The 23,543-nt window shown below is 69.3% G+C and carries 17 protein-coding genes; 13 read left to right on the top strand and 4 right to left on the bottom strand.

Annotated elements, in window-relative coordinates:
- Nucleotides 1–1,093: 1,093 nt before the first annotated feature.
- The 3 genes from ACIQI8_RS09510 to ACIQI8_RS09500 all read left to right on the top strand — a co-directional run bounded on the left by ACIQI8_RS09510 (nt 1,094) and on the right by ACIQI8_RS09500 (nt 6,869).
- A complete protein-coding gene (locus ACIQI8_RS09510) occupies nt 1,094–3,067 on the top strand; it encodes an IucA/IucC family protein (RefSeq protein ID WP_402346546.1) in 1,974 nt (657 codons plus the stop codon).
- A gap of 167 nt (nt 3,068–3,234) precedes the next feature.
- Nucleotides 3,235–4,077 carry a GNAT family N-acetyltransferase gene (locus tag ACIQI8_RS09505; RefSeq protein ID WP_402346544.1) on the top strand — a complete coding sequence of 281 codons (843 nt, stop codon included), beginning with the start codon at nt 3,235–3,237 and terminating at the stop codon, nt 4,075–4,077.
- Nucleotides 4,078–4,802: 725 nt separating this feature from the next.
- A complete protein-coding gene (locus ACIQI8_RS09500; RefSeq protein ID WP_402346542.1) occupies nt 4,803–6,869 on the top strand; it encodes an ATP-dependent DNA helicase in 2,067 nt (688 codons plus the stop codon).
- Between the two features lie 162 nt (nt 6,870–7,031).
- Here the strand turns inward: ACIQI8_RS09500 and lexA are convergent, their stop codons facing one another.
- Complete coding sequence (gene lexA, locus ACIQI8_RS09495; protein ID WP_123997280.1) at nt 7,032–7,811, bottom strand: transcriptional repressor LexA; 780 nt, start codon at nt 7,809–7,811, stop codon at nt 7,032–7,034.
- A gap of 563 nt (nt 7,812–8,374) precedes the next feature.
- Between lexA and nrdR the strand changes: the two genes are divergently transcribed.
- Nucleotides 8,375–8,926 carry a transcriptional regulator NrdR gene (gene nrdR / locus ACIQI8_RS09490; RefSeq protein WP_402346539.1) on the top strand — a complete coding sequence of 184 codons (552 nt, stop codon included), beginning with the start codon at nt 8,375–8,377 and terminating at the stop codon, nt 8,924–8,926.
- A 164-nt stretch (nt 8,927–9,090) separates the two neighbouring features.
- Nucleotides 9,091–11,991, top strand: a complete 2,901-nt coding sequence (locus tag ACIQI8_RS09485; RefSeq protein WP_402346537.1) for a vitamin B12-dependent ribonucleotide reductase — start codon at nt 9,091–9,093, stop codon at nt 11,989–11,991.
- Between the two features lie 115 nt (nt 11,992–12,106).
- Here the strand turns inward: ACIQI8_RS09485 and ACIQI8_RS09480 are convergent, their stop codons facing one another.
- Nucleotides 12,107–12,640, bottom strand: coding sequence for a TerD family protein (locus ACIQI8_RS09480; RefSeq protein ID WP_123997277.1), 534 nt, complete (start codon nt 12,638–12,640; stop codon nt 12,107–12,109).
- A 159-nt stretch (nt 12,641–12,799) separates the two neighbouring features.
- Between ACIQI8_RS09480 and ACIQI8_RS09475 the strand changes: the two genes are divergently transcribed.
- The 3 genes from ACIQI8_RS09475 (at nt 12,800) to ACIQI8_RS09465 (ending at nt 15,102) form a co-directional block, all read left to right on the top strand.
- The gene (locus tag ACIQI8_RS09475) at nt 12,800–13,405 is read left to right on the top strand and encodes a YdbC family protein (RefSeq protein WP_402346535.1); all 606 of its coding nucleotides are present in this window, start codon (nt 12,800–12,802) and stop codon (nt 13,403–13,405) included.
- 119 nt (nt 13,406–13,524) lie between these two features.
- Nucleotides 13,525–14,184: a histidine phosphatase family protein gene (locus ACIQI8_RS09470; RefSeq protein WP_402346533.1), complete on the top strand. Its 660-nt coding sequence runs from the start codon at nt 13,525–13,527 to the stop codon at nt 14,182–14,184.
- Between the two features lie 12 nt (nt 14,185–14,196).
- Entirely contained in the window at nt 14,197–15,102 is a 906-nt protein-coding gene (locus tag ACIQI8_RS09465) for an ADP-ribosylglycohydrolase family protein (protein WP_402346531.1), read from the top strand.
- Nucleotides 15,103–15,462: 360 nt separating this feature from the next.
- Here ACIQI8_RS09465 and ACIQI8_RS09460 read toward each other — a convergent pair whose 3' ends face one another.
- Nucleotides 15,463–16,995: an MFS transporter gene (locus tag ACIQI8_RS09460; protein ID WP_402346529.1), complete on the bottom strand. Its 1,533-nt coding sequence runs from the start codon at nt 16,993–16,995 to the stop codon at nt 15,463–15,465.
- 229 nt (nt 16,996–17,224) lie between these two features.
- Between ACIQI8_RS09460 and ACIQI8_RS09455 the strand changes: the two genes are divergently transcribed.
- The 3 genes from ACIQI8_RS09455 to ACIQI8_RS09445 all read left to right on the top strand — a co-directional run bounded on the left by ACIQI8_RS09455 (nt 17,225) and on the right by ACIQI8_RS09445 (nt 19,342).
- Nucleotides 17,225–17,848, top strand: coding sequence for a TetR/AcrR family transcriptional regulator (locus ACIQI8_RS09455; protein ID WP_402346527.1), 624 nt, complete (start codon nt 17,225–17,227; stop codon nt 17,846–17,848).
- 82 nt (nt 17,849–17,930) lie between these two features.
- Nucleotides 17,931–18,632 carry a ribonuclease HII gene (locus ACIQI8_RS09450; protein WP_402346525.1) on the top strand — a complete coding sequence of 234 codons (702 nt, stop codon included), beginning with the start codon at nt 17,931–17,933 and terminating at the stop codon, nt 18,630–18,632.
- Between the two features lie 68 nt (nt 18,633–18,700).
- On the top strand, nt 18,701–19,342 hold the full coding sequence (locus ACIQI8_RS09445; protein WP_402346523.1) for a hypothetical protein: 642 nt from the start codon (nt 18,701–18,703) through the stop codon (nt 19,340–19,342).
- A 161-nt stretch (nt 19,343–19,503) separates the two neighbouring features.
- Here the strand turns inward: ACIQI8_RS09445 and ACIQI8_RS09440 are convergent, their stop codons facing one another.
- Nucleotides 19,504–20,127: a hypothetical protein gene (locus ACIQI8_RS09440; protein ID WP_402346521.1), complete on the bottom strand. Its 624-nt coding sequence runs from the start codon at nt 20,125–20,127 to the stop codon at nt 19,504–19,506.
- A 318-nt stretch (nt 20,128–20,445) separates the two neighbouring features.
- Here ACIQI8_RS09440 and ACIQI8_RS09435 point away from each other — a divergent pair, with 318 nt between their 5' ends.
- Both ACIQI8_RS09435 and ACIQI8_RS09430 read left to right on the top strand, forming a co-directional pair.
- Nucleotides 20,446–22,605, top strand: coding sequence for a RecQ family ATP-dependent DNA helicase (locus tag ACIQI8_RS09435; RefSeq protein ID WP_402346519.1), 2,160 nt, complete (start codon nt 20,446–20,448; stop codon nt 22,603–22,605).
- Between the two features lie 346 nt (nt 22,606–22,951).
- Nucleotides 22,952–23,380: a cold-shock protein gene (locus tag ACIQI8_RS09430; RefSeq protein ID WP_402346517.1), complete on the top strand. Its 429-nt coding sequence runs from the start codon at nt 22,952–22,954 to the stop codon at nt 23,378–23,380.
- Nucleotides 23,381–23,543: the final 163 nt, after the last annotated feature.

The following is a 23,543-nucleotide window of genomic DNA, read 5'->3' as shown; positions in this document are numbered from 1 at the left end:
AGGACGGCAGCCGCCGCCACCTCAACGGCTACCTGGCCATCCCCTTCGACATCCCGCGCGGCTGCGCTGCCGGCTACATGCGGGAGATGAATGTCCTGTGCGCCATCGGCGACTTCAGCACCCAGAGCGACCAGCCCCTGATGAAGCACGTAGAGGTCACCATCGAACCGGCCCCCTGGCAGCGCGGCTTGGGGCGCGACGATGCCAATGACCCTGACCCGCCAAGGATCTTGAGGCAACCCGTAACCCGGTGAACGCTGCGCGGTTGGTAGCGATGGGGGTCCCGCTGTCCGCGTCCGGTCCCCGCGTTGGCGAAGCCCTTTTGCGCGGCGAGAGGACGGAGAGCCTTGGCCGAGTCCGCAGTTGGCGAGCCGGCGGTGGGAGAGACCACGCCGGAGCGGCGCCGCCACGAACATGCCGGCACCCATCGATCCCGGTCCGGCGCAAGCGTGGGAGCGGCTGCGCAACCCGCGCCCGCGGCAGCGCCCGAGACCTCGACCGCCCACGCGATACGCACGGTCCGTGCGGTGCATGAAAGCACCCGGCGGCGGCAGTTGAGGCGGGAGGTGGGGCCAGAGATCTGCGCCCGCGCCCTGCCGCCCGGTATCGCCGACCCCGCGCGTATGCAGTTCCGCCGGCTGTTTGCCACACATGACCGATAACCCCCTAACCCCTTGTACGTAGCGCGATGACCAGACGAGACCCGAAACGCGAGACCAGGCAGAGCCCCAGGTAGACCACCAGGACGAGCCGCTAGCGCGAGCCAACCAGCACGGCCCAGAACCACCCTTGAGGAACCACCTTGAACACCACCTCCGCACCCGATTCCCACGCACCGACGCCGACACCGGTGCACCGCCAACAGGGAGACACCTCGGAGCGTGAACGGCTGTCCGGCGAAGCGAGACGGACGGGGGAGCCGGGGGCAGCGAGGGCGACCGCCGCGCTGGGGGCGGGCTCGGCTGTGGGGACGGAGCCAGAGGGGTGCGGGAAGTCAGAGGAGTGCGGGAGGGTGGAGGCGTCACGGGCGTCACAGGAGTCACGGGCGCCAGAGGAATCAGGGGAATCTGGGGCGTCGGCGGTTGAGGCCTGGGTGCGAGCCAGGGTTCCGGAGCAGGCCAAGGCACCGTACGACTCGGCCCCGGACCCGGCGCAGAGCCGAGCCTCGCTCGCTGAGTCTTCCCGACCGGCTCACCTTCTCGCCGATCCACTGGAACATGCCGACCCGGTCACCGCAGCCGACGCCGCCGCCGTCGAAAACCTCCTCCGCTGCTGGGTACGCGAGGCCGACCTTCCGGCTCCCATCGACGGCACCCTCCGCATCCCCCTTCCTGCAAGCGGTACGACTCTGCACGCCCCGATCCGCTACTGGTCCCCCACCGGCTGGCACCGGTTCGGTCTCCCGTACTTCGCCGACACCCCCGACCCGGACCGGTCCCCACCGGCCGACGCGGTCACGGTCGCGGCGCTGCTCGCCCGGGAGACGCCGGTCGGTGTCGACGACTACCTCGGTCCCGATGGGAGGGACGATGACTCCGACGTTGGGGACGCCGCCCAACCGTCCGCAGACTCCGCAGCCAACCCCGCGTCCGCACCTGACTCCAACTCCGCATCCGGTCCCGATCTAGTCGCCCGGGTCATCGACTCCCTCCGCCGTACCGCCACCTTCCTCACCGAACGCCGCCGACGTCCTTCCGACGGCCTCGACCTCTTCCTCGCGGCCGAACAGGCCCTCCTCCTCGGGCACCCCCTGCACCCGACCCCCAAGAGCCGCGAAGGCCTCTCCGAGTCCGAAGTGCAGCTGTACTCACCGGAATTGCGCGGCTCCTTCCCCCTGCACTGGCTGGCCGTCGCCCCATCCGTACTCGCCGCCGACTCCGCCTGGACTGAGCGCGGTCGGCTTATCCCAGCGGCCCACCTCACGGCACAACTCGCAGGTGACGAGCGTCCGTTGTCGGTGCCGGAGGGCTATGCGGCTCTGCCCATGCACCCCTGGCAGTTGCGCGAGGTCCGCCAGCGCAGCGAAACCGCGGCTCTGCTCGACGCCGGCCTGCTCCGCGACCTCGGGGCACATGGCCCCCCGTGGCACCCCACCTCCTCCGTACGAACCGTCCACCGCGCCGGCGCCCCCGCCATGCTCAAGCTGTCTCTGGCCCTCCGCATCACCAACTCCCGTCGTGAGAACCTCCGCAAGGAACTGCACCGAGGCGTCGAGGTCCACCGTCTGCTGCGCAGTGGCCTGGCCAAGCAGTGGCAGGCAGCCCACCCCGGGTTCGACATCGTCCGCGACCCTGCCTGGCTCGCCGTCGACGATCCGAACGGTGCCCCGGTCGCCGGCCTCGACGTGGTGATCCGGCACAACCCGTTCAGCCCATCGGACGACGTCTCCTGCATCGCCGGACTCGTCTCGCCCCGACCGCGCGACCCGGAGGAGGGTCGGTCGACCCTGCGGTCCCGACTTGCCGACATCGTCACGACCCTGGCCTGCCGAACCGGCCGTCCGTGCGGAGCCGTTGCCGCCGAGTGGTTCCTGCGCTATCTCGAACACGTCGTCCGACCCGTGCTGTGGCTGGACGCGGAGGCCGGGATCGCGCTGGAGGCCCACCAGCAGAACACGCTGCTTCTGCTGGACGCCGACGGTTGGCCCGCAGGCGGTCGTTACCGTGACAACCAGGGCTACTACTTCCGGGAGTCACGTCGCGCGGAACTCGACGCCCGGCTGCCCGGTATCGGCGAGCACAGCGACACCTTCGTCTCCGACGAGGTCACCGACGAGCGGTTCGCCTATTACCTCGCCATCAACAACGTGCTCGGCCTCATCGGCGCGTTCGGCTCCCAACGTCTGGCCGACGAACGCGTGTTGCTCGCCGCTTTCCGCCGCTTCCTCGGCGACGTCGCCTCCGGTCCCGCCCGGCTGCGCACTTCCCTGCCCGCCTACCTGCTCGACTCACCTGTACTGCGCTGCAAGGCCAACCTCCTGACCCGACTGCACGGCCTCGACGAACTCGTCGGTCCGGTCGACACCCAGTCCGTCTATGTCACCATCGCCAATCCCCTCCATGCCTGACGCCTGCCGCTCGCCATCTCCAACTTCCTTTCTCCTAGTACCACTTCACCCTGTCCTTCCTTCATCTCTGAGTGCCTGCACACCTGCACACCTGGGCCCCTGAGCCCCTGAGCCCCCCAGGGACATGTCCCATCCCGTCTACTGAGACCTCTGAGAGGAGCGTCACCGTGCCTCCCACCGACGCCGGTGCGAACGCAGCCCCAACCGCCGCCTCCGCCGCCTCTGCCTCCGCCGTCACCGACCGAGGCGCCGGCATCGGCTCCGAGTGCGAGGACACACTGGACCTGCGTCTGCCCGACGAGCTGATCGCGCTCTTCGCTCAGGACACCGGCGCGGGCATCCGTACTGGCACCGGCGTTCGCACCCGCACCCGCACCCGTACCGGCACCGGCACCGGCACCGGCACCGGCACCGGCACCGGCAGTGACCGAGTCTCCGACGACCTCCTCGACCACGTCGCCGAGTGGGGCCCGGCCCCCACACCCGCGGGCGTGTTCCAACTCGTCCCCGTCCACATCGAGCGAGACCTTGCGCTGATCAGCCGCTGGATGAATGACCCCGCCGTCGCGGAGTTCTGGGAGTTGGCCGGCTCCCCGACCGTGACCGAGGACCACCTGCGAGCCCAGCTCACCGGCGACGGACGTAGCCTCCCCTGTCTCGGTGTGCTTGAGGGCACGCCAATGAGCTACTGGGAGATCTACCGGGCGGATCTGGACCCACTGGCCCGCCACTACCCCGCTCGACCTCATGACACCGGAATCCACCTCCTCATCGGCGGCGTCGCCGATCGCGGGCGAGGGCTCGGCAGCACGCTCCTCCGAACCGTCGCCGACCTCGCCCTGGACAAGCGGCCCGCCTGCGCACGTGTTATCGCGGAACCCGACATGCGCAACACCCCTTCCGTAGCTGCCTTCCTGCGCGCCGGGTTCCGCTTCTCCGCCGAGGTTGACCTGCCCGCCAAGCGAGCGGCACTCATGATCCGAGACCGGTCCCTACGCGACCTGCTGTAACGTTGTGTCGCGACATCGCTACTTTTGGTACACCGCTCGGGTCGATCCGGTTCCCAGTTCTTCCGAACCGATTTCCGCGCTCGCGGATCGGCTGCCGCGGTGCCGAACACTGCCGCAGGCCCGCCGCCAGCCTCACTCCCAGCCGAGCTTCCGGACACGTCGCTTTCGGACACCCGGACTCGCGACCGGGTCCCGCACGACCCCTTTTCGCGACCGCGTTCTCCGCGATCCCAACGCGAAGCCGTTCCCGTGCCCCATGCCATCCCAACGCGGAGGAGTCTCGTGCGCTTCGCACCCCCACTCGCGACGACGCCACTCCCCAACACACCGCCTCGACCACGAGTCGACGAACGCGCGCAACCCGGCACCGCACCCGCAGGCACCGGGCACCGGGCACCACCAATGTCCGCTACCCGCACCCGCATCGCACCGCTCCCTGCGGCCACGTCCACGTCCACGCTCACGCGGTCACACCCACGTCCGCCCTCACCCCACCCGCGTCACACCGTGCCCCCCACCCCCACCCACGTCCCACCGATCGGACCCGATGCCACACCGACCACAACCGATCCCCACTCGGCGCGATCCGATCCGACCCCGATCGGACTCCGACCCCACGCCACTCCATTCCGGTCACCGACCGAGACGAGCAAGGTCTTGATCCCATCGCTCTCACCAGGCTTGATCACCCGCTTGTCAGTCCCGGGCCGTAGGGTGGTCGCCCTATGACGAAGTCCTCACTCCCCGAACTCCTGCATGCTGCCGTCACTGCTGTCGGCGGTTCGGAGCGCCCTGGCCAGGTGACCATGGCCGAAGCCGTCGCGGAGGCTTTCGACGGCGGTTCCCATCTGCTGGTCCAGGCCGGCACCGGCACCGGAAAGTCGCTGGGCTATCTGGTGCCCGCGCTCGCGCACGGGGAGCGTGTCGTCGTGGCGACGGCCACCCTCGCCCTGCAGCGCCAACTCGTCGAGCGCGACCTGCCGCGCACGGTCGACGCACTGCATCCGTTGCTGCGCCGCCGCCCAGAGTTCGCGATGCTCAAGGGCAGGTCGAACTACCTGTGCCTGCACCGTCTGCACGAGGGGGTTCCGCAGGACGAGGAGGAGGGCCTCTTCGACCAGTTCGAGGCGGCCGCGCCGACCAGCAAGCTGGGCCAGGACCTGCTGCGCATGCGCGACTGGGCGGACGAGACGGAGACCGGCGACCGCGACGACCTCACGCCCGGCGTCTCCGACCGCGCCTGGGCCCAGATCTCGGTCTCCTCCCGTGAGTGCCTGGGCGCGACCAAGTGCGCATACGGCGCCGAGTGCTTCGCCGAGATGGCCCGCGAGCGCGCCAAGCTCTCCGACGTGATCGTCACCAACCACGCGCTGCTGGCGATCGATGCCATCGAGGGCGCCCCGGTCCTCCCGTCGCACGAGGTGCTGATCGTCGACGAGGCGCACGAACTGGTATCCCGAGTCACCGGTGTTGCCACCGGCGAGCTCACGCCCGGCCAGGTAAACCGAGCCGTTCGCCGCGCCGCGAAGCTGGCCAACGAGAAGGCCGCCGACCAGCTCCAGACTGCCGCCGAAGGCTTCGAGCGGCTGATGGAGCTGGCTCTGCCGGGGCGTCTGGAAGAGATCCCGGAGGATCTCGGGTACGCGCTCATGGCGCTGCGTGACGCCTGTCGTACGGTGATCTCCGCGATCGGCGCGACGCGTGACAAGTCGGTCCAGGACGAGGACGCGGTCCGCAAGCAGGCCCTGGCGTCCGTGGAGAGCGTCCACGACGTGGCGGAGCGGATCACGAACGGCTCCGAGTGGGACGTCGTCTGGTACGAGCGCCACGACCGCTTCGGCGCCTCCCTCCGGGTGGCCCCGATGTCCGTGTCGGGCCTGCTCAGGGAGAAGCTCTTCACCGACCGTTCCGTGGTCCTGACCTCGGCCACGCTGAAGCTCGGCGGTGACTTCAACGGCGTCGGCGCATCCCTCGGACTGGCCCCGGAGGGCACCGAAGGCGAGGACATCCCGCAGTGGAAGGGCGTCGACGTCGGCTCGCCCTTCGACTACCGCAAGCAGGGCATCCTGTACGTCGCCAAGCACCTGGCGCGTCCGGCGCGCGACGGTGACCGCGGGGACATGCTGGACGAGCTGACGGAGCTGATCCAGGCGGCAGGCGGACGCACCCTCGGCCTCTTCTCCTCGATGCGGGCGGCTCAGCTCGCCGCCGAGGAACTGCGTTCCCGGATCCCGGAGTTCCCGATCCTGCTGCAGGGCGAGGAGACCCTCGGCGAGCTGATCAAGAGCTTCGCGGTCGATCCGAAGACCTGCCTCTTCGGCACCCTCTCCCTCTGGCAGGGCGTCGATGTCCCGGGAACGAGCTGCCAGTTGGTCGTCATGGACAAGATCCCGTTCCCCCGCCCGGACGACCCCCTTATGAGCGCCCGCCAGAAGGCAGTTGAGGACGCCGGGGGCAACGGCTTCATGGCGATCGCCGCCACCCACGCGGCGCTGCTCATGGCCCAGGGCGCCGGCCGCCTCGTACGCGCGTCGGGGGACCGTGGCGTGGTCGCCGTACTGGATCAGCGCCTTGCCACGGCGAGGTACGGCAGCTATCTGAAGGCGTCGCTGCCCGACTTCTGGTTCACGACGGACCGCAATCAGGTCCGGAAGTCCCTCGCCGCGATCGACGCGACCGCGAAGAAGGCCGAAGAGCAGGCTAAGGCGGAAGTGCAGGCGAAGGCGGAAGAGCCGACGACTGCGGCAGACCAGACGACTGCCGAGGTCGAGGAGGACGCGGAAGACGAGTGATGGGGGTGGGGGGGGGGGGGGGGGCGCCCCCCCCCCCCCCCACCCCCATCCAGATCCAGCATCCGTCGGGGTCCGTGCACAACACAGGGCCCCGGAACCGGCGCAGGGGTCCCGGGGCCCGGTCAGGGAGCGGGGTCCGTCAGGGCCCGCCCGTCGCGGCTGTCACACGCGCCGCAGGACCGCCACCACCTTGCCCAGGATGGTCGCGTCGTCGCCGGGGATCGGCTCGTAGGCCGAGTTGTGCGGGAGGAGCCAGACGTGGCCGTCCTCGCGCTTGAAGCGCTTGACGGTGGCCTCGCCGTCGAGCATCGCGGCCACGATGTCACCGTTCTCGGCGACCGGCTGGCGGCGGACCGTGACCCAGTCCCCGTCACAGATCGCGGCCTCGATCATCGAGTCACCGACGACCTTGAGGACGAACAGTTCACCGTCACCGACCAGTTGGCGGGGGAGGGGGAAGACGTCCTCGACCGACTCCTCCGCCAGGATCGGGCCACCGGCGGCGATGCGGCCCACGAGGGGGACGTACGACGCGGCGGGCTTACCGGCGGTGTCGGTGGGCTGCACGGATGCGGCCTGGTCGGAACCGCGTACCTCGTACGCGCGCGGGCGGTGCGGGTCGCGGCGCAGGAAGCCCTTGCGCTCCAGAGCCATCAACTGGTGTGCGACCGAGGAGGTGCTGGAGAGGCCGACGGCCTGTCCGATCTCTCGCATCGACGGCGGGTAGCCGCGCCGCTGCACCGAGTCCCTGATGACCTCGATCACCCGGCGCTGCCGGTCGGTGAGCCCTGAGCTGTCGGCCCGGATGCCTGGCGGTCGCCCTGGTAGGGAACGCTTGTGTCCCTCGGGATTCACGGCTTCGTTCATCGCATGCACCGGCTCGAGTCGGCCCTGGGAGCGGTCCTGGGCAGTGATGGTGGCACTGTCTGCGGTGGTGGTCACGTCGGCCCCTCTCGATGGTCTCCCTGCTGGACAACGGTAGTTGCTTTCGAAAGGTTGCGCCAAACACACGTTCGAGTGAAAAACCGTGGATAACCTGACTTGATCATGTGTCTGGGTGTATGGCTGACGCGCTTCCGGCGGACGAAGGGGCCCGAGTTCGTGCTCTTCACCGCCGGGGTGGTGGCCTCGTGGGTCGTTGCCCCAGTCTGCCATCCGGCGCCCCGCCCACCGGGTACCGGCCCCCATCTGTGCGGGAGTCGCACGGCCTCTCCGTGTGGCGCTCACGGTATCTCCGCATGTGTCGTATCGGTACGGTCATGCCCGCTCGTTTCCGGCGTGGCGGGTACAGGCGTACGGCACATGCCAATACGTGCGCGACACGAGTGTTCGGCGTGTTTGACGCGCCAATCCCCACATCTAGTGGTTGGATTGCGGCAGCAGCCCAGAAGTTGTGGTCCCCCGGGTCCTCGAACGCTTGGCGATCGCCTATGCTGGGGGCTGCTTCGAGGGTCCAAAGGGCCCGGCGAGGCCATTGAGTCTGCTGTGAGGAGGGTTGGGAGATCATGCACTGCCCCTTCTGCAGGCACCCCGACAGCCGTGTCGTCGACAGCCGTACGACCGACGACGGCACGTCGATCCGCCGGCGCCGCCAGTGTCCGGACTGCTCCCGTCGTTTCACGACCGTGGAGACGTGTTCGCTCATGGTGGTCAAGCGGTCCGGGGTCACCGAGCCGTTCAGCCGTACCAAGGTCATCAACGGTGTGCGCAAGGCATGCCAGGGGCGACCTGTCACCGAGGACGCACTCGCCCAGCTCGGCCAGCGGGTCGAGGAGGCGGTGCGCGCCACCGGAAGCGCCGAACTGACCACCCATGACGTCGGGCTGGCCATACTCGGCCCCTTGCAGGAGCTCGACCTCGTCGCCTATCTGCGATTCGCCTCCGTCTACCGGGCGTTCGACTCGCTCGAGGACTTCGAGGCCGCGATCGTGGAACTGCGGGAAGCGACGCCAGGCCCCGCCGCGGACGACGAAGACGCGGGATCGGGGAACCAGGAAGACGACGGCGGGTCCGGAGGGACTGTTCAGGTCCCCGTGCCCGCCCACTCCGCCGACTGACCGACGGGCCGGAACCGGGCGGGAGCCCCGGGTCCGGCCGGGCAGCGGCGAACCAGGACTTGTCGCGGAGCCATGAGCATTTGGCGGCCGCGACACCAGACAAACACTCTGCCACGGGAACATCGTGGCATTTCAGGGCGTTTTTGCCTGTACAGGGAGGCGGCATGACAGAGACGGCGAGCGGTCCGGCACGAGGTTCCCGCGCGAAGGGCACCAAGACCACCAAGGGACTGCGCATCGAGCGTATTCACACCACCCCCGGCGTGCACCCGTATGACGAGGTGGAGTGGGAGCGTCGTGACGTCGTCATGACCAACTGGCGCGACGGCTCGGTCAATTTCGAGCAGCGTGGCGTCGAGTTCCCCGCCGAGTGGGCGGTGAACGCGGTCAACATCGTCACCAGCAAGTACTTCCGCGGCGCTGTGGGCACCCCGCAGCGCGAGGTGAGCCTCAAGCAGCTCATCGACCGCATCGTGAAGACGTATCGGAAGGCCGGCGAGGACTACAAGTACTTCGCCTCGCCCGCCGACGCCGAGATCTTCGAGCACGAGCTGGCGTACGCGCTCCTGCACCAGATCTTCAGCTTCAACAGCCCCGTGTGGTTCAACGTGGGCACTCCGCAGCCCCAGCAGGTCTCCGCCTGCTTCATCCTGTCCGTCGACGACTCCATGGAGTCGATCCTCGACTGGTACAAGGAAGAGGGCATGATCTTCAAGGGCGGCTCGGGCGCCGGCCTGAACCTCTCCCGGATCCGCTCCTCCAAGGAGCTGCTGTCCTCCGGTGGCAATGCCTCCGGTCCGGTCTCCTTCATGCGCGGCGCCGACGCTTCCGCGGGCACCATCAAGTCCGGTGGCGCCACCCGCCGCGCGGCCAAGATGGTCATCCTGGACGTCGACCACCCCGACATCGAGGACTTCATCCAGACCAAGGTCAAGGAAGAAGAGAAGATCCGCGCCCTGCGTGACGCGGGCTTCGACATGGACCTGGGCGGCGACGACATCACGTCGGTGCAGTACCAGAACGCCAACAACTCGGTGCGCGTGAACGACACGTTCATGAAGGCCGTCGAGAACGGCGACAAGTTCGGCCTGACGTCCCGCATGACCGGTGAGGTCATCGAGGAGGTCGACGCCAAGCAGCTCTTCCGCAAGATGGCCGAGGCGGCCTGGGCCTGTGCCGACCCGGGCATCCAGTACGACGACACCATCAACCAGTGGCACACGTGCCCGGAGTCCGGCCGTATCAACGGCTCGAACCCGTGCAGCGAGTACATGCACCTGGACAACACGTCCTGCAACCTCGCCTCGCTGAACCTGATGAAGTTCCTCAAGGACGACGGCAAGGGCAACCAGTCCTTCGAGGTCGAGCGCTTCGCCAAGGTCGTCGAGCTCGTCATCACCGCGATGGACATCTCCATCTGCTTCGCGGACTTCCCGACCCAGAAGATCGGCGAGAACACGCGCGCGTTCCGCCAGCTCGGCATCGGCTACGCCAACCTCGGCGCCCTGCTGATGGCGACCGGCCACGCGTACGACTCCGACGGCGGCCGTGCCCTCGCGGGTGCCATCACCTCCCTGATGACCGGCACGTCGTACAAGCGCTCCGCCGAACTCGCCGCGGTCGTCGGCCCGTACGACGGCTACGCCCGCAACGCGCAGCCGCACCTGCGGGTCATGAAGCAGCACTCGGACGCCAACTCCACGGCCCCGCGCGCGGACGACCTGGACACGCCCATCTGGGCCGCTGCCACGGAGTCCTGGCAGGACGTGTTGCGTCTTGGCGAGAAGAACGGTTTCCGTAACTCGCAGGCGTCCGTCATCGCCCCGACCGGCACCATCGGTCTCGCGATGTCCTGCGACACGACCGGACTTGAGCCCGACCTCGCGCTGGTCAAGTTCAAGAAGCTGGTCGGCGGCGGCTCGATGCAGATCGTCAACGGCACCGTCCCGCAGGCCCTGCGTCGCATGGGCTACCAGGAGGAGCAGATCGAGGCGATCGTCGCCCACATCGCCGAGAACGGCAATGTGATCGACGCTCCGGGCCTCAAGCACGAGCACTACGAGGTCTTCGACTGCGCCATGGGCGAGCGTTCCATCTCCGCGATGGGCCACGTCCGCATGATGGCCGCAATCCAGCCCTGGATCTCCGGCGCGCTGTCCAAGACGGTCAACCTGCCGGAGACGGCGACCGTCGAGGACGTCGAGGAGGTCTACTTCGAGGCCTGGAAGCTCGGCGTCAAGGCGCTCGCGATCTACCGTGACAACTGCAAGGTCGGCCAGCCCCTGTCCGCCAAGACCAAGGACAAGGAGAAGGCCGAGGTCACCGAGAAGGCCGAGGCGACCATCCGCGAGACGGTCGAGAAGGTCATCGAGTACCGCCCGGTCCGCAAGCGCCTGCCCAAGGGCCGCCCCGGCATCACGACGTCCTTCACGGTCGGCGGCGCCGAGGGTTACATGACCGCCAACTCCTACCCGGACGACGGGCTCGGCGAGGTCTTCCTGAAGATGTCCAAGCAGGGCTCCACCCTCGCGGGCATGATGGACGCCTTCTCCATCGCCGTCTCGGTCGGCCTCCAGTACGGGGTGCCGCTGGAGACGTACGTCTCGAAGTTCACGAACATGCGCTTCGAGCCGGCCGGTATGACGGACGACCCGGACGTGCGGATGGCGCAGTCGATCGTCGACTACATCTTCCGCCGCCTGGCGCTCGACTTCCTGCCTTTCGAGACGCGGTCCGCGCTCGGCATCCACTCCGCCCCGGAGCGCCAGCGTCACCTGGAGACGGGTTCGTACGAGCAGGCCATCGCCGATGACGAGGTCGACGTCGAGGGCCTGGCCCAGTCGGCGCCGCGCGCCCAGGAGCTCAAGGCTGTGGCCACGCCGAAGGCCGAGGTCGAGGCGGCCAAGCCCGCCCCGCAGCAGGCGCACACCAGCGCGGAGCTGGTGGAGATGCAGCTGGGCATCCAGGCCGACGCCCCGCTGTGCTTCTCCTGCGGCACCAAGATGCAGCGGGCCGGCTCCTGCTACATCTGCGAGGGCTGCGGCTCGACCAGCGGCTGCAGCTGACGGAGGGCGGGACTCGGTCCCGCCTGACGAGCAGTCCCTGCGAGAACATCTTTAAAGAGGAGGGGCACCGGCCACGGCCGGTGCCCCTCCTCTTTCTCATGTCGCCGCTCCTCGGTCAGGGCTGGTGCGCCTGGCCCATGCTCCTGATGAAGGTGGCGGGATCGTCCTCGAAGCCGTGGATCCCGGGACGGAACGTCCAGGTGCCGGAGTCCTCGCGCACGAACTCCCCGACGGCAGCCGCCGTCGACCCGAGGACGTCACCGAAGTCGTCCTCGGCCAGGACGGTGTAGCCCTCGCGGATGCGCAGGCCAGGGTTGATCACGCCGACGAAGGTCCGGTGCGTCGAGGGCTGTTGGATGACGACACCGACGACCACGCGCGTGTACCGGCTGTTGAGCCGGTCGAGCTCCAGCGTCATGACCTCGTCCCAGCCGAAGCCCTTGCCGTCCTTGCTGTCCCGGTTGAGATAGATGGTGCCGTCGGGGGACCTGCTGTCGAAATACACCACATACGAGGGAGCGCCGTACGGATCGCTCTCCAGGTAGGTGGCGGCAACGATGTCCAGATCGGTGGGCGGCTGCCCGGTGGGACTCGGATCCCATTTCAGCCCGACCTCGACCTTGCGGATGCCCTTCTTGAGGCCGTTCACCAGACTTCCCCTTCCCCGTTTCCCATGTGCCTGCTGCGGCCCGAACTAGCGGGCGGACAGGGCCGATTGTCCATCCTGCCACGCGCGCGTGTACGTGTACGGACGAGCTGTCCGTCCGAGCGTGACCGGCGCCACGCTCGGTGGCCTTACGATGGCGCGGTGCTGGTCAAGTGGATTCGCTGCACCGTGGTGGACCGCCGCGGCTTCGAGCGCGGGCAGCGAAAGTGGGCGGGGCTTCTGGGGGAGCCGGGGTTTCGGGGACAGGGTGGTGGGTGGAGTCGGCAGAGGCAAGGCGTGGCGCACGTTTTCGCGTTCTGGGAGAGCCGCGCCTTCTACGACTCCTTCATGGCCCGCTCGCACGACCGGCTGGCCTCGGCCCAGGCGGGTACGTTCAAGGACGCCCAGGTCAAGCTCTTCGACTACCGCTTCGACGTGAAGACCGGCTTCGAACCGCGCTTCACGGACGCCGACCTGGTGCGGGTGGCGCTGGCTCGTATTCACGAGGAGCGCGTGGAGAACTTCACGCTCATGCAGGAGAAGGTCTGGAACCCCGCCATGGCCGGCTCACCGGGCATGATCCGCGGGCTGTTCGGCGAGGCGCCCGGGCACGAGTTCCTGGTGCTGTCCATGTGGCGACAGGCCGCCGAACACGGCAAGTACCGCACGGAACGGATCGAGCGGCTCGCCCTGCGGGCCCAGACGGAGGCGGATGTGGCGGCTCTGACGGGCGACATCGTGGAGCTGGAACCGACCTGGACGGTGTGATCATCGCACGCGTGGCACACGCACCCTTGTGGAGCGCATGGTGCGGAAATTGTGTGACCTACGCCGTATGGAGCCCGTACGAGTGCTCGATCTGCCCTCACCCGATCTAGGGTTTTGGCATGGCACGACCACGGCGGATCATCCTTGTCCGGCACGGAGAGTCAACGGGCAATGTTGATGACACCGTGTACGAGCGCGAGCCCGACCATGCGCTCGCGTTGACCGAGCGCGGCTGGCAGCAGGCGGAGGAGACCGGCAAACGGATTCGCGAGGTGCTGGGCCGGGAGCGCGTCAGCGTGTACGTGTCCCCGTACCGCCGTACGCACGAGACCCTGCGCGCCTTCCACCTCGACCCCGACCTCATACGGGTGCGCGAGGAGCCACGGCTGCGCGAGCAGGACTGGGGGAACTGGCAGGACCGCGACGACGTACGCCTTCAAAAGGCCTATCGCGATGCGTACGGTCATTTCTTCTACCGCTTCGCCCAGGGCGAGTCCGGTGCCGACGTGTACGACCGGGTCGGCGGCTTCCTGGAGAGCCTGTACCGCAGCTTCGAGGCCGCCGACCACCCGTCGAACGTGCTGCTGGTGACGCACGGACTCGCCATGCGGCTGTTCTGCATGCGCTGGTTCCACTGGACGGTCGCCGAGTTCGAGTCGCTGTCGAACCCCGGGAACGCGGAGATGCGGATGCTCGTACTCGGGGACGACGGCAAGTACGTCATGGACCGGCCGTTCGATCGCTGGCGCGACCCGGAGCCGTACGGGATCACCGGATAGAGTCGGAGGGACATGACCTCTGACTTCTCTTCCAGCGGGCGCCTGGATCGCGCCCTGAACAGTCTGCGCGGCCTGGCGGTCGGCGACGCGTTGGGTTCGCAGTTCTTCGTGCCGGAGAACTATCCGCTGTTGCAGCGCCGCGAACTGCCCTCCGGCCTCTGGCAGTGGACCGACGACACGGAGATGGCGGGCTCCGTGGTCGCCGTCCTGGCCGCTCATCACCGCATCGACCAGGACGCCCTGGCCCGCTCCTTCGCCGTGCGCCACGACTTCGACCGGGGGTACGGCCCCGCCGTCAACCGTCTGCTGCGGCTGGTGCGGGAAGGCGGCGACTGGCGCGAGCTCTCCGCCCAGCTCTTCAACGGACAGGGGTCCTGGGGGAACGGCGCGGCGATGCGAATCGCCCCTCTGGGCGCCTGGTACGCGGACGACCCCGAGCAGGCGGTCCACCAGGCGGAGATCTCGGCGTACCCCACGCACCAGCATCGTGAGGCCGTGGTCGGCGCCATGGCCGTCGCCGCGGCCGCGGCGCTGGCTGGTGCCCCCGGCGGGCCGCCGAGCCCCGAGAAGCTCCTTGACGGCGTTCTCGCGCTCGTCCCGAAGAGTGCCGTCGGCGCCGGGCTGCGCCGTGCCCGGGACATGCTCGACTACGACGACGCGGGCACCGTCGCCGCCGTACTGGGCTGCGGACGGCGTACGTCCGCCCACGACACCGTGCCCTTCGCGCTCTGGTCTGCGGCGCGGGGCCTCGGGGACTTCGAGCGGGCGTTCTGGACGACCGCCCAGGTCGGCGGAGACGTGGACACCACCTGCGCGATCGTGGGCGGTGTGATCGCCGCCGAGAAGGTGGGGGCGCCGCCCGCCGAGTGGGCGGAGCGGACGGAGGCGCTGCCGGACTGGGTGCCGGCGGCGGATTAGCGGCCGACGGGTGGGCTGACGGGGTGGGCGGCGGTTGCCGAGTGGCGGCCGTCGGATGGCGGCTTCGCAGTGGTCCGTTCCGGTCGTGAAAACTCTCTGCGTTCGTTGGGAACTCTCCGTGACCAGCCGGGCGTTGTGCTGGCAGATGCTGTGCGGCGTATGGGTCCGCACATGCGGGTGAGGTGCCAGGGCCAGGGGGTGGTCATGGAGTTTCTGCGGGCGTTGTTCGTGCCGATCGTGCTGTTGGTCGTGCTGTCGTGTCTGCGGTTCGGTCCGGGGCGGATGGCCGGACCGGCGTCCTCGCCGTCGGTCCCCGGGACGAGGTCCGGCCATCCGCGGTCCTTCGTGGGGGCGGCCGGGTCAGACGGCCGCGGGACCCGCCGTTCCGGCGAGCGCCTCCAGGTCGCTCTTGCGCACCCGGATCACGAACCAGGCGGTGGCCAGGGCGAGTACGGCCATCGCGGCGGCCGGAATGAAGGCCGTCGAAATACCGTGTGCGAGGACCTCGTGCCCCCAGGGCGCCGGAAGTTGGTGCGTCTTGGCGAACTCCGCCTTCTGCGCCGGCGAGCCGTCGGCGAGGAAGGAGGGCAGTTGCTTCTTCGCCTCGTCCTTGCTGGCCGATCCGAACACCGTCGTCAGAATGGACAGGCCGAGCGAACCGCCCACCTGCTGCATGGCGTTGAGGAGTCCGGAGGCCGCACCCGCCTCGTGCGGGGCGACACCGGAGACAGCGGTGACCGTCAGCGTCACGAAGTTCAGGCCCATGCCGAGCCCGAACACCAGCATCGGTCCGAGCACGCCGCCGACGTAGGAACTGTCGGAGCTGATGAGGGTCTGCCAGGCGAGCCCGATCATCGCGAGTGTCGAGCCCACGAGCATGAACGGCTTGGGGCCGAGTACGGGCAGGAACCGCTGCGAGAGCCCGGCGCCGAGCGCGATCACGACGGTCACCGGCAGGAAGGCGAGACCGGCCTCGATCGGGGTGTACCCCAGCACGTTCTGCACGAAGAGCACGATGTAGAAGAACATGCCGAACATCGCCGCGGCCAGGCAGAGCATGATCACGTATGTGCCCGAGCGGTTGCGGTCGGTGAACATTCGCAGCGGGGTGATGGGCTCCTTGGCCCGGGACTCGATGAGCCCGAAGCCGACCAGCAGCACCACGGCAGCGGCGAAGGAACCGATCGTCACGCTGTCCCGCCAGCCCTGGTCGGCCGCCCGGATGAAGCCGTAGACGAGGGCCGCCATGCCGGCCGTCGAGGTCAGCGCCCCGGGGAAGTCGAAGCGGCCGGTGTGCCGTTCGGACTCGTTGATGTACATCGGCGTGAGCACCGCGATCAGTATGCCGATGGGCACGTTGACGAAGAGGACCCAGCGCCAGTCGAGCCACTCGGTGAGCATGCCGCCGGCGAGCAGGCCGATGGCGCCGCCGCCCGCGGAGACCGCGGCGAAGACGCCGAACGCGCGGTTGCGCTCGGGGCCTTCGGGAAACGTGGTGGTGATCAGTGCCAGCGATGTGGGCGAGGCGATCGCACCGCCCACGCCCTGCAGGACGCGTGCGGCCAGCAGTTGCCAGGGTTCCTGGGCGAGACCGCCGAGCAGGGAGGCGAAGGTGAAGAGCAGGATGCCGGACATGAAGACCCGGCGGCGGCCGAGGATGTCGCCGGCCCGGCCGCCGAGCAGCAGCAGGCCGCCGAAGGTGAGCGTGTAGGCGCTCACGACCCAGGTGAGGTCGGTGGTGCTGAACTTGAGAGCGTTTTGAATGTGCGGGAGCGCGATGTTCACAATCGTCGCGTCGAGGACCACCATGAGTTGGCAGGCCGCGATGACGGTGAGCGCAACACCGGGATGCCCGTCCCGGCGAGCGGCACCGGGCTTCCGTTCTTGGAGCACAGGAGAGGTTGTCACTATGGGTCCCCCACGAGAGAGTTAGTGAACGCTCGCGTTCACTGTCATGGCAACGGTAGTGAGTCCCCACTAGTGAACGCAAGCGTTCACTTATCTTGGAGTCGTGTGGCGGGTCCCCCGTCGCTGTCACACGGCGCGCACCTGCACCTTCAGCCCCACCCGCACGCACCCGCACCCGAAATCCCCGCTCCCCTTGCTTGCTGGAGACACTCAGATGGTTACCTCGCGCTGGACGGCCGCCCCCGCTCAGGCGGCCTCCCTCCGTCGGCGCGGAGCTGTGCTCGAACGCGCGATCCTCGAGGCCGCGTTGGAGCAACTCGGCACGGTCGGCTGGAACGGCCTCACCATGGAAGGCGTCGCCGCCGGCGCCCAGACCGGGAAGGCCGCGGTCTACCGCCGCTGGCCGTCCAAGGAGGATCTCGTCGCCGACGCGCTGCGGGCCGGGCTGCCGCGGATCGAGGACGCCCCGGATCTGGGCAGCGTGCGCGAGGACCTCCTCGCGCTGTGCCGGAAGGCTCGTGACGCGATGTTCTCGCGGCCCGGGTTCGCGGTCCGGTCGGTGATTCACGAATGCGATCCGGTACAGGCGGAGCGCTTCCACAGTGTGATCTTCAGCGGGATCGTGGAGCCGACCGTCAACCTGCTCCGGGAGGTCATCACCCGTGGGATCGAGCGGAAGGAGGTGCGGGCCGACGCGGCGAACAGCTACGTCATCGATGCCATGCCGGCCATGATGATGTACCGCTCCAAGATGAGCGGAAGCGAATGGGGCGATCGTGATCTGGAGGAAATGGTCGACCAGTTGATGGTTCCGCTGCTGCGGCCCGACGTCGGCTGAGCGGGCGCCGGGAGGGTCGTGCCGCCGCATGGGGAAACGGGGGTGTCGCGGGGTGATCCCGGCGGCGTACGCTTAGCTCGCCATGCCGTACGAACCTCCTACTCACACTGTCGAGCGCTCCCTTCGCGCCACGACCGGAGCCAAGGTCATTGCCGGTGTCGACGAGGTGGGGCGCGGTGCGTGGGCCGGCCCCGTCACCGTCTGCGCGGCCGTCACCGGACTGCGCCGGCCGCCCGAAGGTCTCACCGACTCCAAGTTGATCGCCGTCAAGCGGCGGACCGTGCTCGCCGAGACACTCCAGCAGTGGGTGACCTCGTACGCGCTCGGTCACGCCTCTCCGGAGGAGATCGACCAACAGGGCATGACGGCGGCGCTGCGGTTGGCCGCGGGGCGTGCTCTGGAAGCCCTGCCCGTCCGACCCGACGCGGTGATCCTCGACGGCAACCACGACTATCTCGGGGTGCCGTGGAAGGTCCGTACCGTGATCAAGGGCGACCGGTCCTGTGTGGCCGTCGCGGCGGCGTCGGTGATCGCCAAGGTTCAGCGCGACAAAATGATGGCCGAACTGGGTGCGGACCATGCAGACTTCGGTTTTGCGGACAATGCCGGGTATCCGTCGCCCGTGCACAAGGCCGCGCTGGAGGAGCGGGGACCCACCCCGTACCACCGGTTGTCGTGGGCGTATCTTGATGCGCTGCCCCAGTGGCGGCACCTCAAGAAGGCCCGCAGCTGGGCGGACGGGAGCGTTCCGGAGATCGAGGGGCAACTCGGCTTCGACTTCTGACGATTCCGCTCGCACTCATGTGCCACCCGCTGACGCGAGTCGTACCAATGTTTGATAGATATCAGCCCATGCCTCTCATTCCCGAGGAGCCTCAGATTCACGAGAGTGCCCAGGGTCCCCGCGCCACGCCGGCCAGCGGCCGTACCGCGCAGACCCCTCGTCCCGTACCCGGTCCCCGTCCCACGGGATCGCCGCGCCCCGGTCGTCCCGGTCCGCTCCGGCCTGCGCCGCCGGTGCAACGTACGCCGCGAGACATGGTCGCGCCGAAGCCCGACCCCTCGGGGCCGGTCGCTCCGGCCGCGCCCGTCGCGTCTTCGGCGACCCCCCAGATCCAGCTGATCCCGGCCTCGGTGGAGGGCGCGCTCGACGCCGCCGAGGAGGCTGTGGATCTGCTCCTGGACTCCGGCCGTGCCCCCGGTGACGTGCTGGTGATCACCACCGGCGAGCAGCATCCGTGGGCCGCCCACGAGTTGTCCTTCGGTGAAGCCGCCTACTGGGCGCAGCACGACGCGGGGGACGACGTCTTCTACACGGACGCCTCCGTCGCCGAACGTGCTGTGTCGCGTCCCGTGGTCGTGGTAGCCGTCAACGGCGGTTCCGCCGCGAACGTCGCCTCGGCTCTGCCGCTGGCCCATGCCCGGGCCGGTGCCCTGCTGGTCGTCTGCGGCGACCCGCAGCAGATCAACTCGCTGCTGGGCGCGGGCGTCTGAGTCCGCTCCGGTAGGTCCGCGAGGACCCGCACCGGAGCGGTAGGGGCGTCGGGGCGGTATCGCACGGTGGGCACTTCGGCGTGCGCGGACGGTCGATGGGCCTCCGCCCCGGCGTGAGCGAGGGGGACGTGCCGTGCGGTGGGCACGGCTCGTCGACTCCCTCAGCGGGCCGCTACGCGGCGCAGGACCTCCGAGGCGGCACCGCCGGTGCGGGGCAGCGGGGGCGGAGCCTCGGACAGGGCGAAGGGCTCTGGCGTCGAATCCGCGTTGGGGCGGCGACCGCCGCGTCCCTCGCCCAGGACCTGCCAGCCGTCCCGGGTCAGCGTGATGTACGCCCCGCAGCGCAGACCGTGCAGTGTGCAGGCGTCCCGCAGCCCCCACATCCACGCGCCGTCCTCCTCGGTCCACCGGGCGTCGCCGTCACGGCAGTAGAGCAGCACGGCGGTCCGGATCGGGGTGCGGCGCCGCAGGTCGTGCGGGATGACCCGGCGCAACTGGGCGAGCAGCGCGTTGCGGAACATCCAGCCGTCGGCAGGGGCCGGGCGGCGGGTGAAGGAGGCGCTGGCCCGCAGCCGTTCGTCCGCGTCGAGCACGGCCACGACCGCGGCTCCCGGCCTCGGGCGGTGCCGGGAGTGGAGGCCGCTGACGACCTCCCGGGGATTGCGCAGCAGGGGGATGCCGGCGGCGGCCCACTCCGCCGGTTCGAGCACGCGGGCGAGGGAGGTGGCGGAAGCGGTGGACAGGTCGGCGGAGGTCGACGTGGACGGAGCGAATCCGAAGGTCACGGTCCTCCCTTCGGCTACGCGCCCACACTGCGGGCGGGGTCGGAATCGGGGGAGCGCACACCACAGCAGAGCCCTACCGTGTCACGGGCGAGCCATGCGGGGAGCGGAGTTCAATTCTTGCTGTCGAACTGGGATGCGGCAACGAGCAATTGGGGCCAGAGACCGAAATCTGGCGGGATGGGGCTTAGATCCCTACCCGGTGATCCCCTACGCGATGCGTGAGACGACCGTTCACTCTCTGTTCGTACACCGTTCGAGTGCGGCCGGTCCAGAGCGGTGCGGTCGCCGATTGTCAGTGGTATCGGGTTGCATGGGGGTATGGACGAACTGGAACTGCGCGCCGAAGCCGATGCCATCCTCGCCGAGCTCGTCGGCGACCCGGGGGGTTCCGCGCGGTTGCGGGAGGACCAGTGGCAGGCGGTGTCCGCCCTGGTGGAGGACCGCCGACGCGCCTTGGTGGTGCAGCGGACCGGCTGGGGCAAGTCGGCGGTGTACTTCGTGGCCACCGCGCTGCTGCGCCGACGCGGCTCCGGCCCGACCGTGATCGTCTCGCCACTGCTGGCCCTGATGCGCAACCAGGTCGAGGCCGCGGAGCGGGCCGGCATCCGGGCGCGCACCATCAACTCCGCCAACCCAGAAGAGTGGCAGACGGTGTACGAGGAGGTCGAGCGCGGCGAGACCGACGTGCTGCTCGTCAGCCCGGAGCGCCTCAACTCCGTTGACTTCCGCGACCAGATGCTGCCCAAGCTCGCGGTCACCACCGGTCTGCTGGTGGTCGACGAGGCCCACTGCATCTCCGACTGGGGACACGACTTCCGACCGGACTACCGTCGGCTGCGCGCGATGCTCACCGAACTCGCCCCGGGCGTCCCGGTGCTGGCCACCACCGCCACCGCCAACGCTCGGGTCACCGCGGACGTGGCCGAGCAGCTGGGCACCGGCGCGGGCGAGGCCCTGGTGCTGCGCGGCACGCTGGAGCGGGAGAGCCTGCGGCTTGGCGTGGTCCAACTGCCGGACGCCGCGCACCGGTTGGCCTGGCTCGCCGAGCACCTGGAGGAACTGCCGGGCTCCGGGATCATCTACGCCCTCACGGTCGCCGCCGCCGAGGAGGCCACCGCCTTCCTGCGCCAGCGGGGCTTCCAGGTGGCCTCCTACACAGGCCGCACGGAGAACGCCGACCGGCTGCAGGCCGAGGCCGATCTGCTGGGGAACCGCGTCAAGGCGCTGGTCGCGACGTCGGCGCTCGGGATGGGCTTCGACAAGCCCGACCTGGGCTTCGTGGTCCACCTCGGTTCGCCGTCCTCGCCGATCGCCTACTACCAGCAGGTGGGCCGCGCCGGCCGCGGGGTGGAGCACGCCGACGTGCTGTTGCTGCCGGGCAAGGAGGACGAGGCCATCTGGCGTTACTTCGCCGATACCGCGTTCCCGCCCGAGACCCAGGTCCGCCAAACCCTTTCGGCCCTCGCCGACGCCGGGCGGCCACTGTCCGTGCCGGCCCTGGAGGCGCAGGTCGATCTGCGGCGCACCCGGCTGGAGACCATGCTCAAGGTGCTCGACGTGGACGGGGCGGTCAAGCGGGTCAAGGGCGGCTGGAGCTCCACCGGCGAGCCGTGGACGTACGACTCCGAGCGGTACGCGTGGGTGGCGCGGCAGCGGGCGGCCGAGCAGCAGGCCATGCGGGACTACGTGAGCACCGACGGGTGCCGAATGGAGTTCCTGCGCCGGCAACTCGACGACGAGGGCGCGGTTCCGTGCGGCCGCTGCGACAACTGCGCGGGGACGTGGGCCGATTCCTCCGTCTCGGCCGATTCGCTCACAGGGGCGGCGAAGGAGCTGGACCGGCCGGGCGTGGAGGTCGAGCCGCGCCGGATGTGGCCGACGGGGCTGGCCACGCTGGGCGTCAACCTCAAGGGCCGTATCCCGGCCGGAGAGCAGTGCTCCACCGGGCGCGCCCTGGGACGGCTCTCGGACATCGGCTGGGGCAACCGGCTGCGCCCACTGCTCGCCGAGCACGCCCCCGACGGGCCGATTCCCGAGGCCGCACTGCGGGCCGCGGTGGACGTCATCGCCGACTGGGCGCGCTCCTCGGGCGGTTGGGCGTCCAACGGTCCGGACGCCTCCGCGCGGCCCGTCGGAGTGGTCGCCGTACCGTCCCTGGCCCGCCCGCAGCTGGTCGGTTCCCTCGCCGAGGGCATCGCGACCGTCGGCCGCCTTCCCTTCCTGGGCGCCCTGGCGTACACGGGTCCGGGTGGCGAGCACGCGACCCGGCGCAGCAACTCCGCGCAACGCGTCAAGGCGCTGTCCGGAGCCTTCGCCGTACCCGACCAACTGGCCGAGGCGCTGGCCGCTTCACCTGGTCCCGTCCTGCTCGTGGATGACTACAGCGACTCCGGCTGGACCCTCGCGGTGGCCGCCCGACTGCTTCGGAAGGCGGGCAGCGGGCCGGTGCTTCCGTTGGTCCTCGCGGTGGCGGGCTGAGCCGCGGAGTTGGAGTTTGGCGAGGATGTGCGTCACGTAGATCTTCACGGTCACCTCGCGCAGGCGGAAACCGCGGCCAGTTCCGCGTTGCTCCCGGCCTGCTGGTCCTGCTCACTTTGGGAGGCGTCGTCATCGCGGCGGCGGGCGCGTTGCTGCCGGCGGGGTGGGCGGCACGGAGGGGGGCAGGGCGGATGTTGCGTGCGGAGTGAGGGGAAGCGGCGACGGCGTTGACCTGAGTCGCGGGAGGGGCGACAGCGTTGACCTGTGCCGCGCGGGTGACATGCTGGAGCGGTGTGTCCGGGGAAGGGCCCCGGACGGGTGTGGTTTCGAAGAGTTGGGGGTCCGCATGGTCGCGGGTCGTGTACTGCGTTTCGACAGTGTGCGTGGTTATGGGTTCATCGCGTCGGATGCCGGCGGCGAGGACATTTTCCTGCATGTGAACGATCTCCTCATTCCCGAGGAGTACATCCGCTCAGGGCTGGTCGTCGAATTCGAGGTGGAGAGCGGCGAACGAGGGCTCAAAGCGTCGAACATCCGCCTCCCCGAGGGCGCCGCACCGCCGGTGCCGCGTCGGGCCCACGAGGGGGCACCGAGGACGGTGACGGTCGACGAGAGCGGCAACGTGATGTGCGACGTGCTCAGTGCCCAGGAGTACCGGCGTGATGTGACCGAACTGCTGCTGGCCGCGAGTCCGTTGCTGACCGCGGAGCAGATCCTCACCATCCGCGCCGCGCTGGTGAAGTTCAGCGAGGGCCACGGCTGGGTGGAGGACTGAGCGGCACTTTCGGATAGTCAACGCCGTCGGTTGCTGTCGGCGGCGGGCACGCGTGCGTTGGGGCCGGAAGCGGGGGTCGGGGCGTTTGTCCGCGGCATCGCGATCGGCTCCGGCGGCGCGTGGTCGCCGTCGCGGATGACGCCCCTGGGCAGGGTGATCCTCG

Source organism: Streptomyces sp. NPDC092369 (assembly GCF_044755245.1).
In the GTDB taxonomy this organism is placed as follows: Bacteria; Actinomycetota; Actinomycetes; order Streptomycetales; family Streptomycetaceae; genus Streptomyces.
This window is presented reverse-complemented; position numbering and strand designations above follow the sequence as displayed.

What these genes read in the sequence shown, in the direction of transcription:
- ACIQI8_RS09450 (WP_402346525.1), top strand. Translation starts at nt 17,931, where the DNA reads ATGCCGTACGAACCTCCTACTCACACTGTCGAGCGCTCCCTTCGCGCC.
- ACIQI8_RS09435 (WP_402346519.1), top strand. Translation starts at nt 20,446, where the DNA reads ATGGACGAACTGGAACTGCGCGCCGAAGCCGATGCCATCCTCGCCGAG.
- ACIQI8_RS09485 (WP_402346537.1), top strand. Translation starts at nt 9,091, where the DNA reads ATGACAGAGACGGCGAGCGGTCCGGCACGAGGTTCCCGCGCGAAGGGC.
- ACIQI8_RS09465 (WP_402346531.1), top strand. Translation starts at nt 14,197, where the DNA reads ATGACCTCTGACTTCTCTTCCAGCGGGCGCCTGGATCGCGCCCTGAAC.
- ACIQI8_RS09455 (WP_402346527.1), top strand. Translation starts at nt 17,225, where the DNA reads ATGGTTACCTCGCGCTGGACGGCCGCCCCCGCTCAGGCGGCCTCCCTC.
- ACIQI8_RS09430 (WP_402346517.1), top strand. Translation starts at nt 22,952, where the DNA reads ATGGTCGCGGGTCGTGTACTGCGTTTCGACAGTGTGCGTGGTTATGGG.
- ACIQI8_RS09445 (WP_402346523.1), top strand. Translation starts at nt 18,701, where the DNA reads ATGCCTCTCATTCCCGAGGAGCCTCAGATTCACGAGAGTGCCCAGGGT.
- ACIQI8_RS09500 (WP_402346542.1), top strand. Translation starts at nt 4,803, where the DNA reads ATGACGAAGTCCTCACTCCCCGAACTCCTGCATGCTGCCGTCACTGCT.
- nrdR (WP_402346539.1), top strand. Translation starts at nt 8,375, where the DNA reads ATGCACTGCCCCTTCTGCAGGCACCCCGACAGCCGTGTCGTCGACAGC.
- ACIQI8_RS09470 (WP_402346533.1), top strand. Translation starts at nt 13,525, where the DNA reads ATGGCACGACCACGGCGGATCATCCTTGTCCGGCACGGAGAGTCAACG.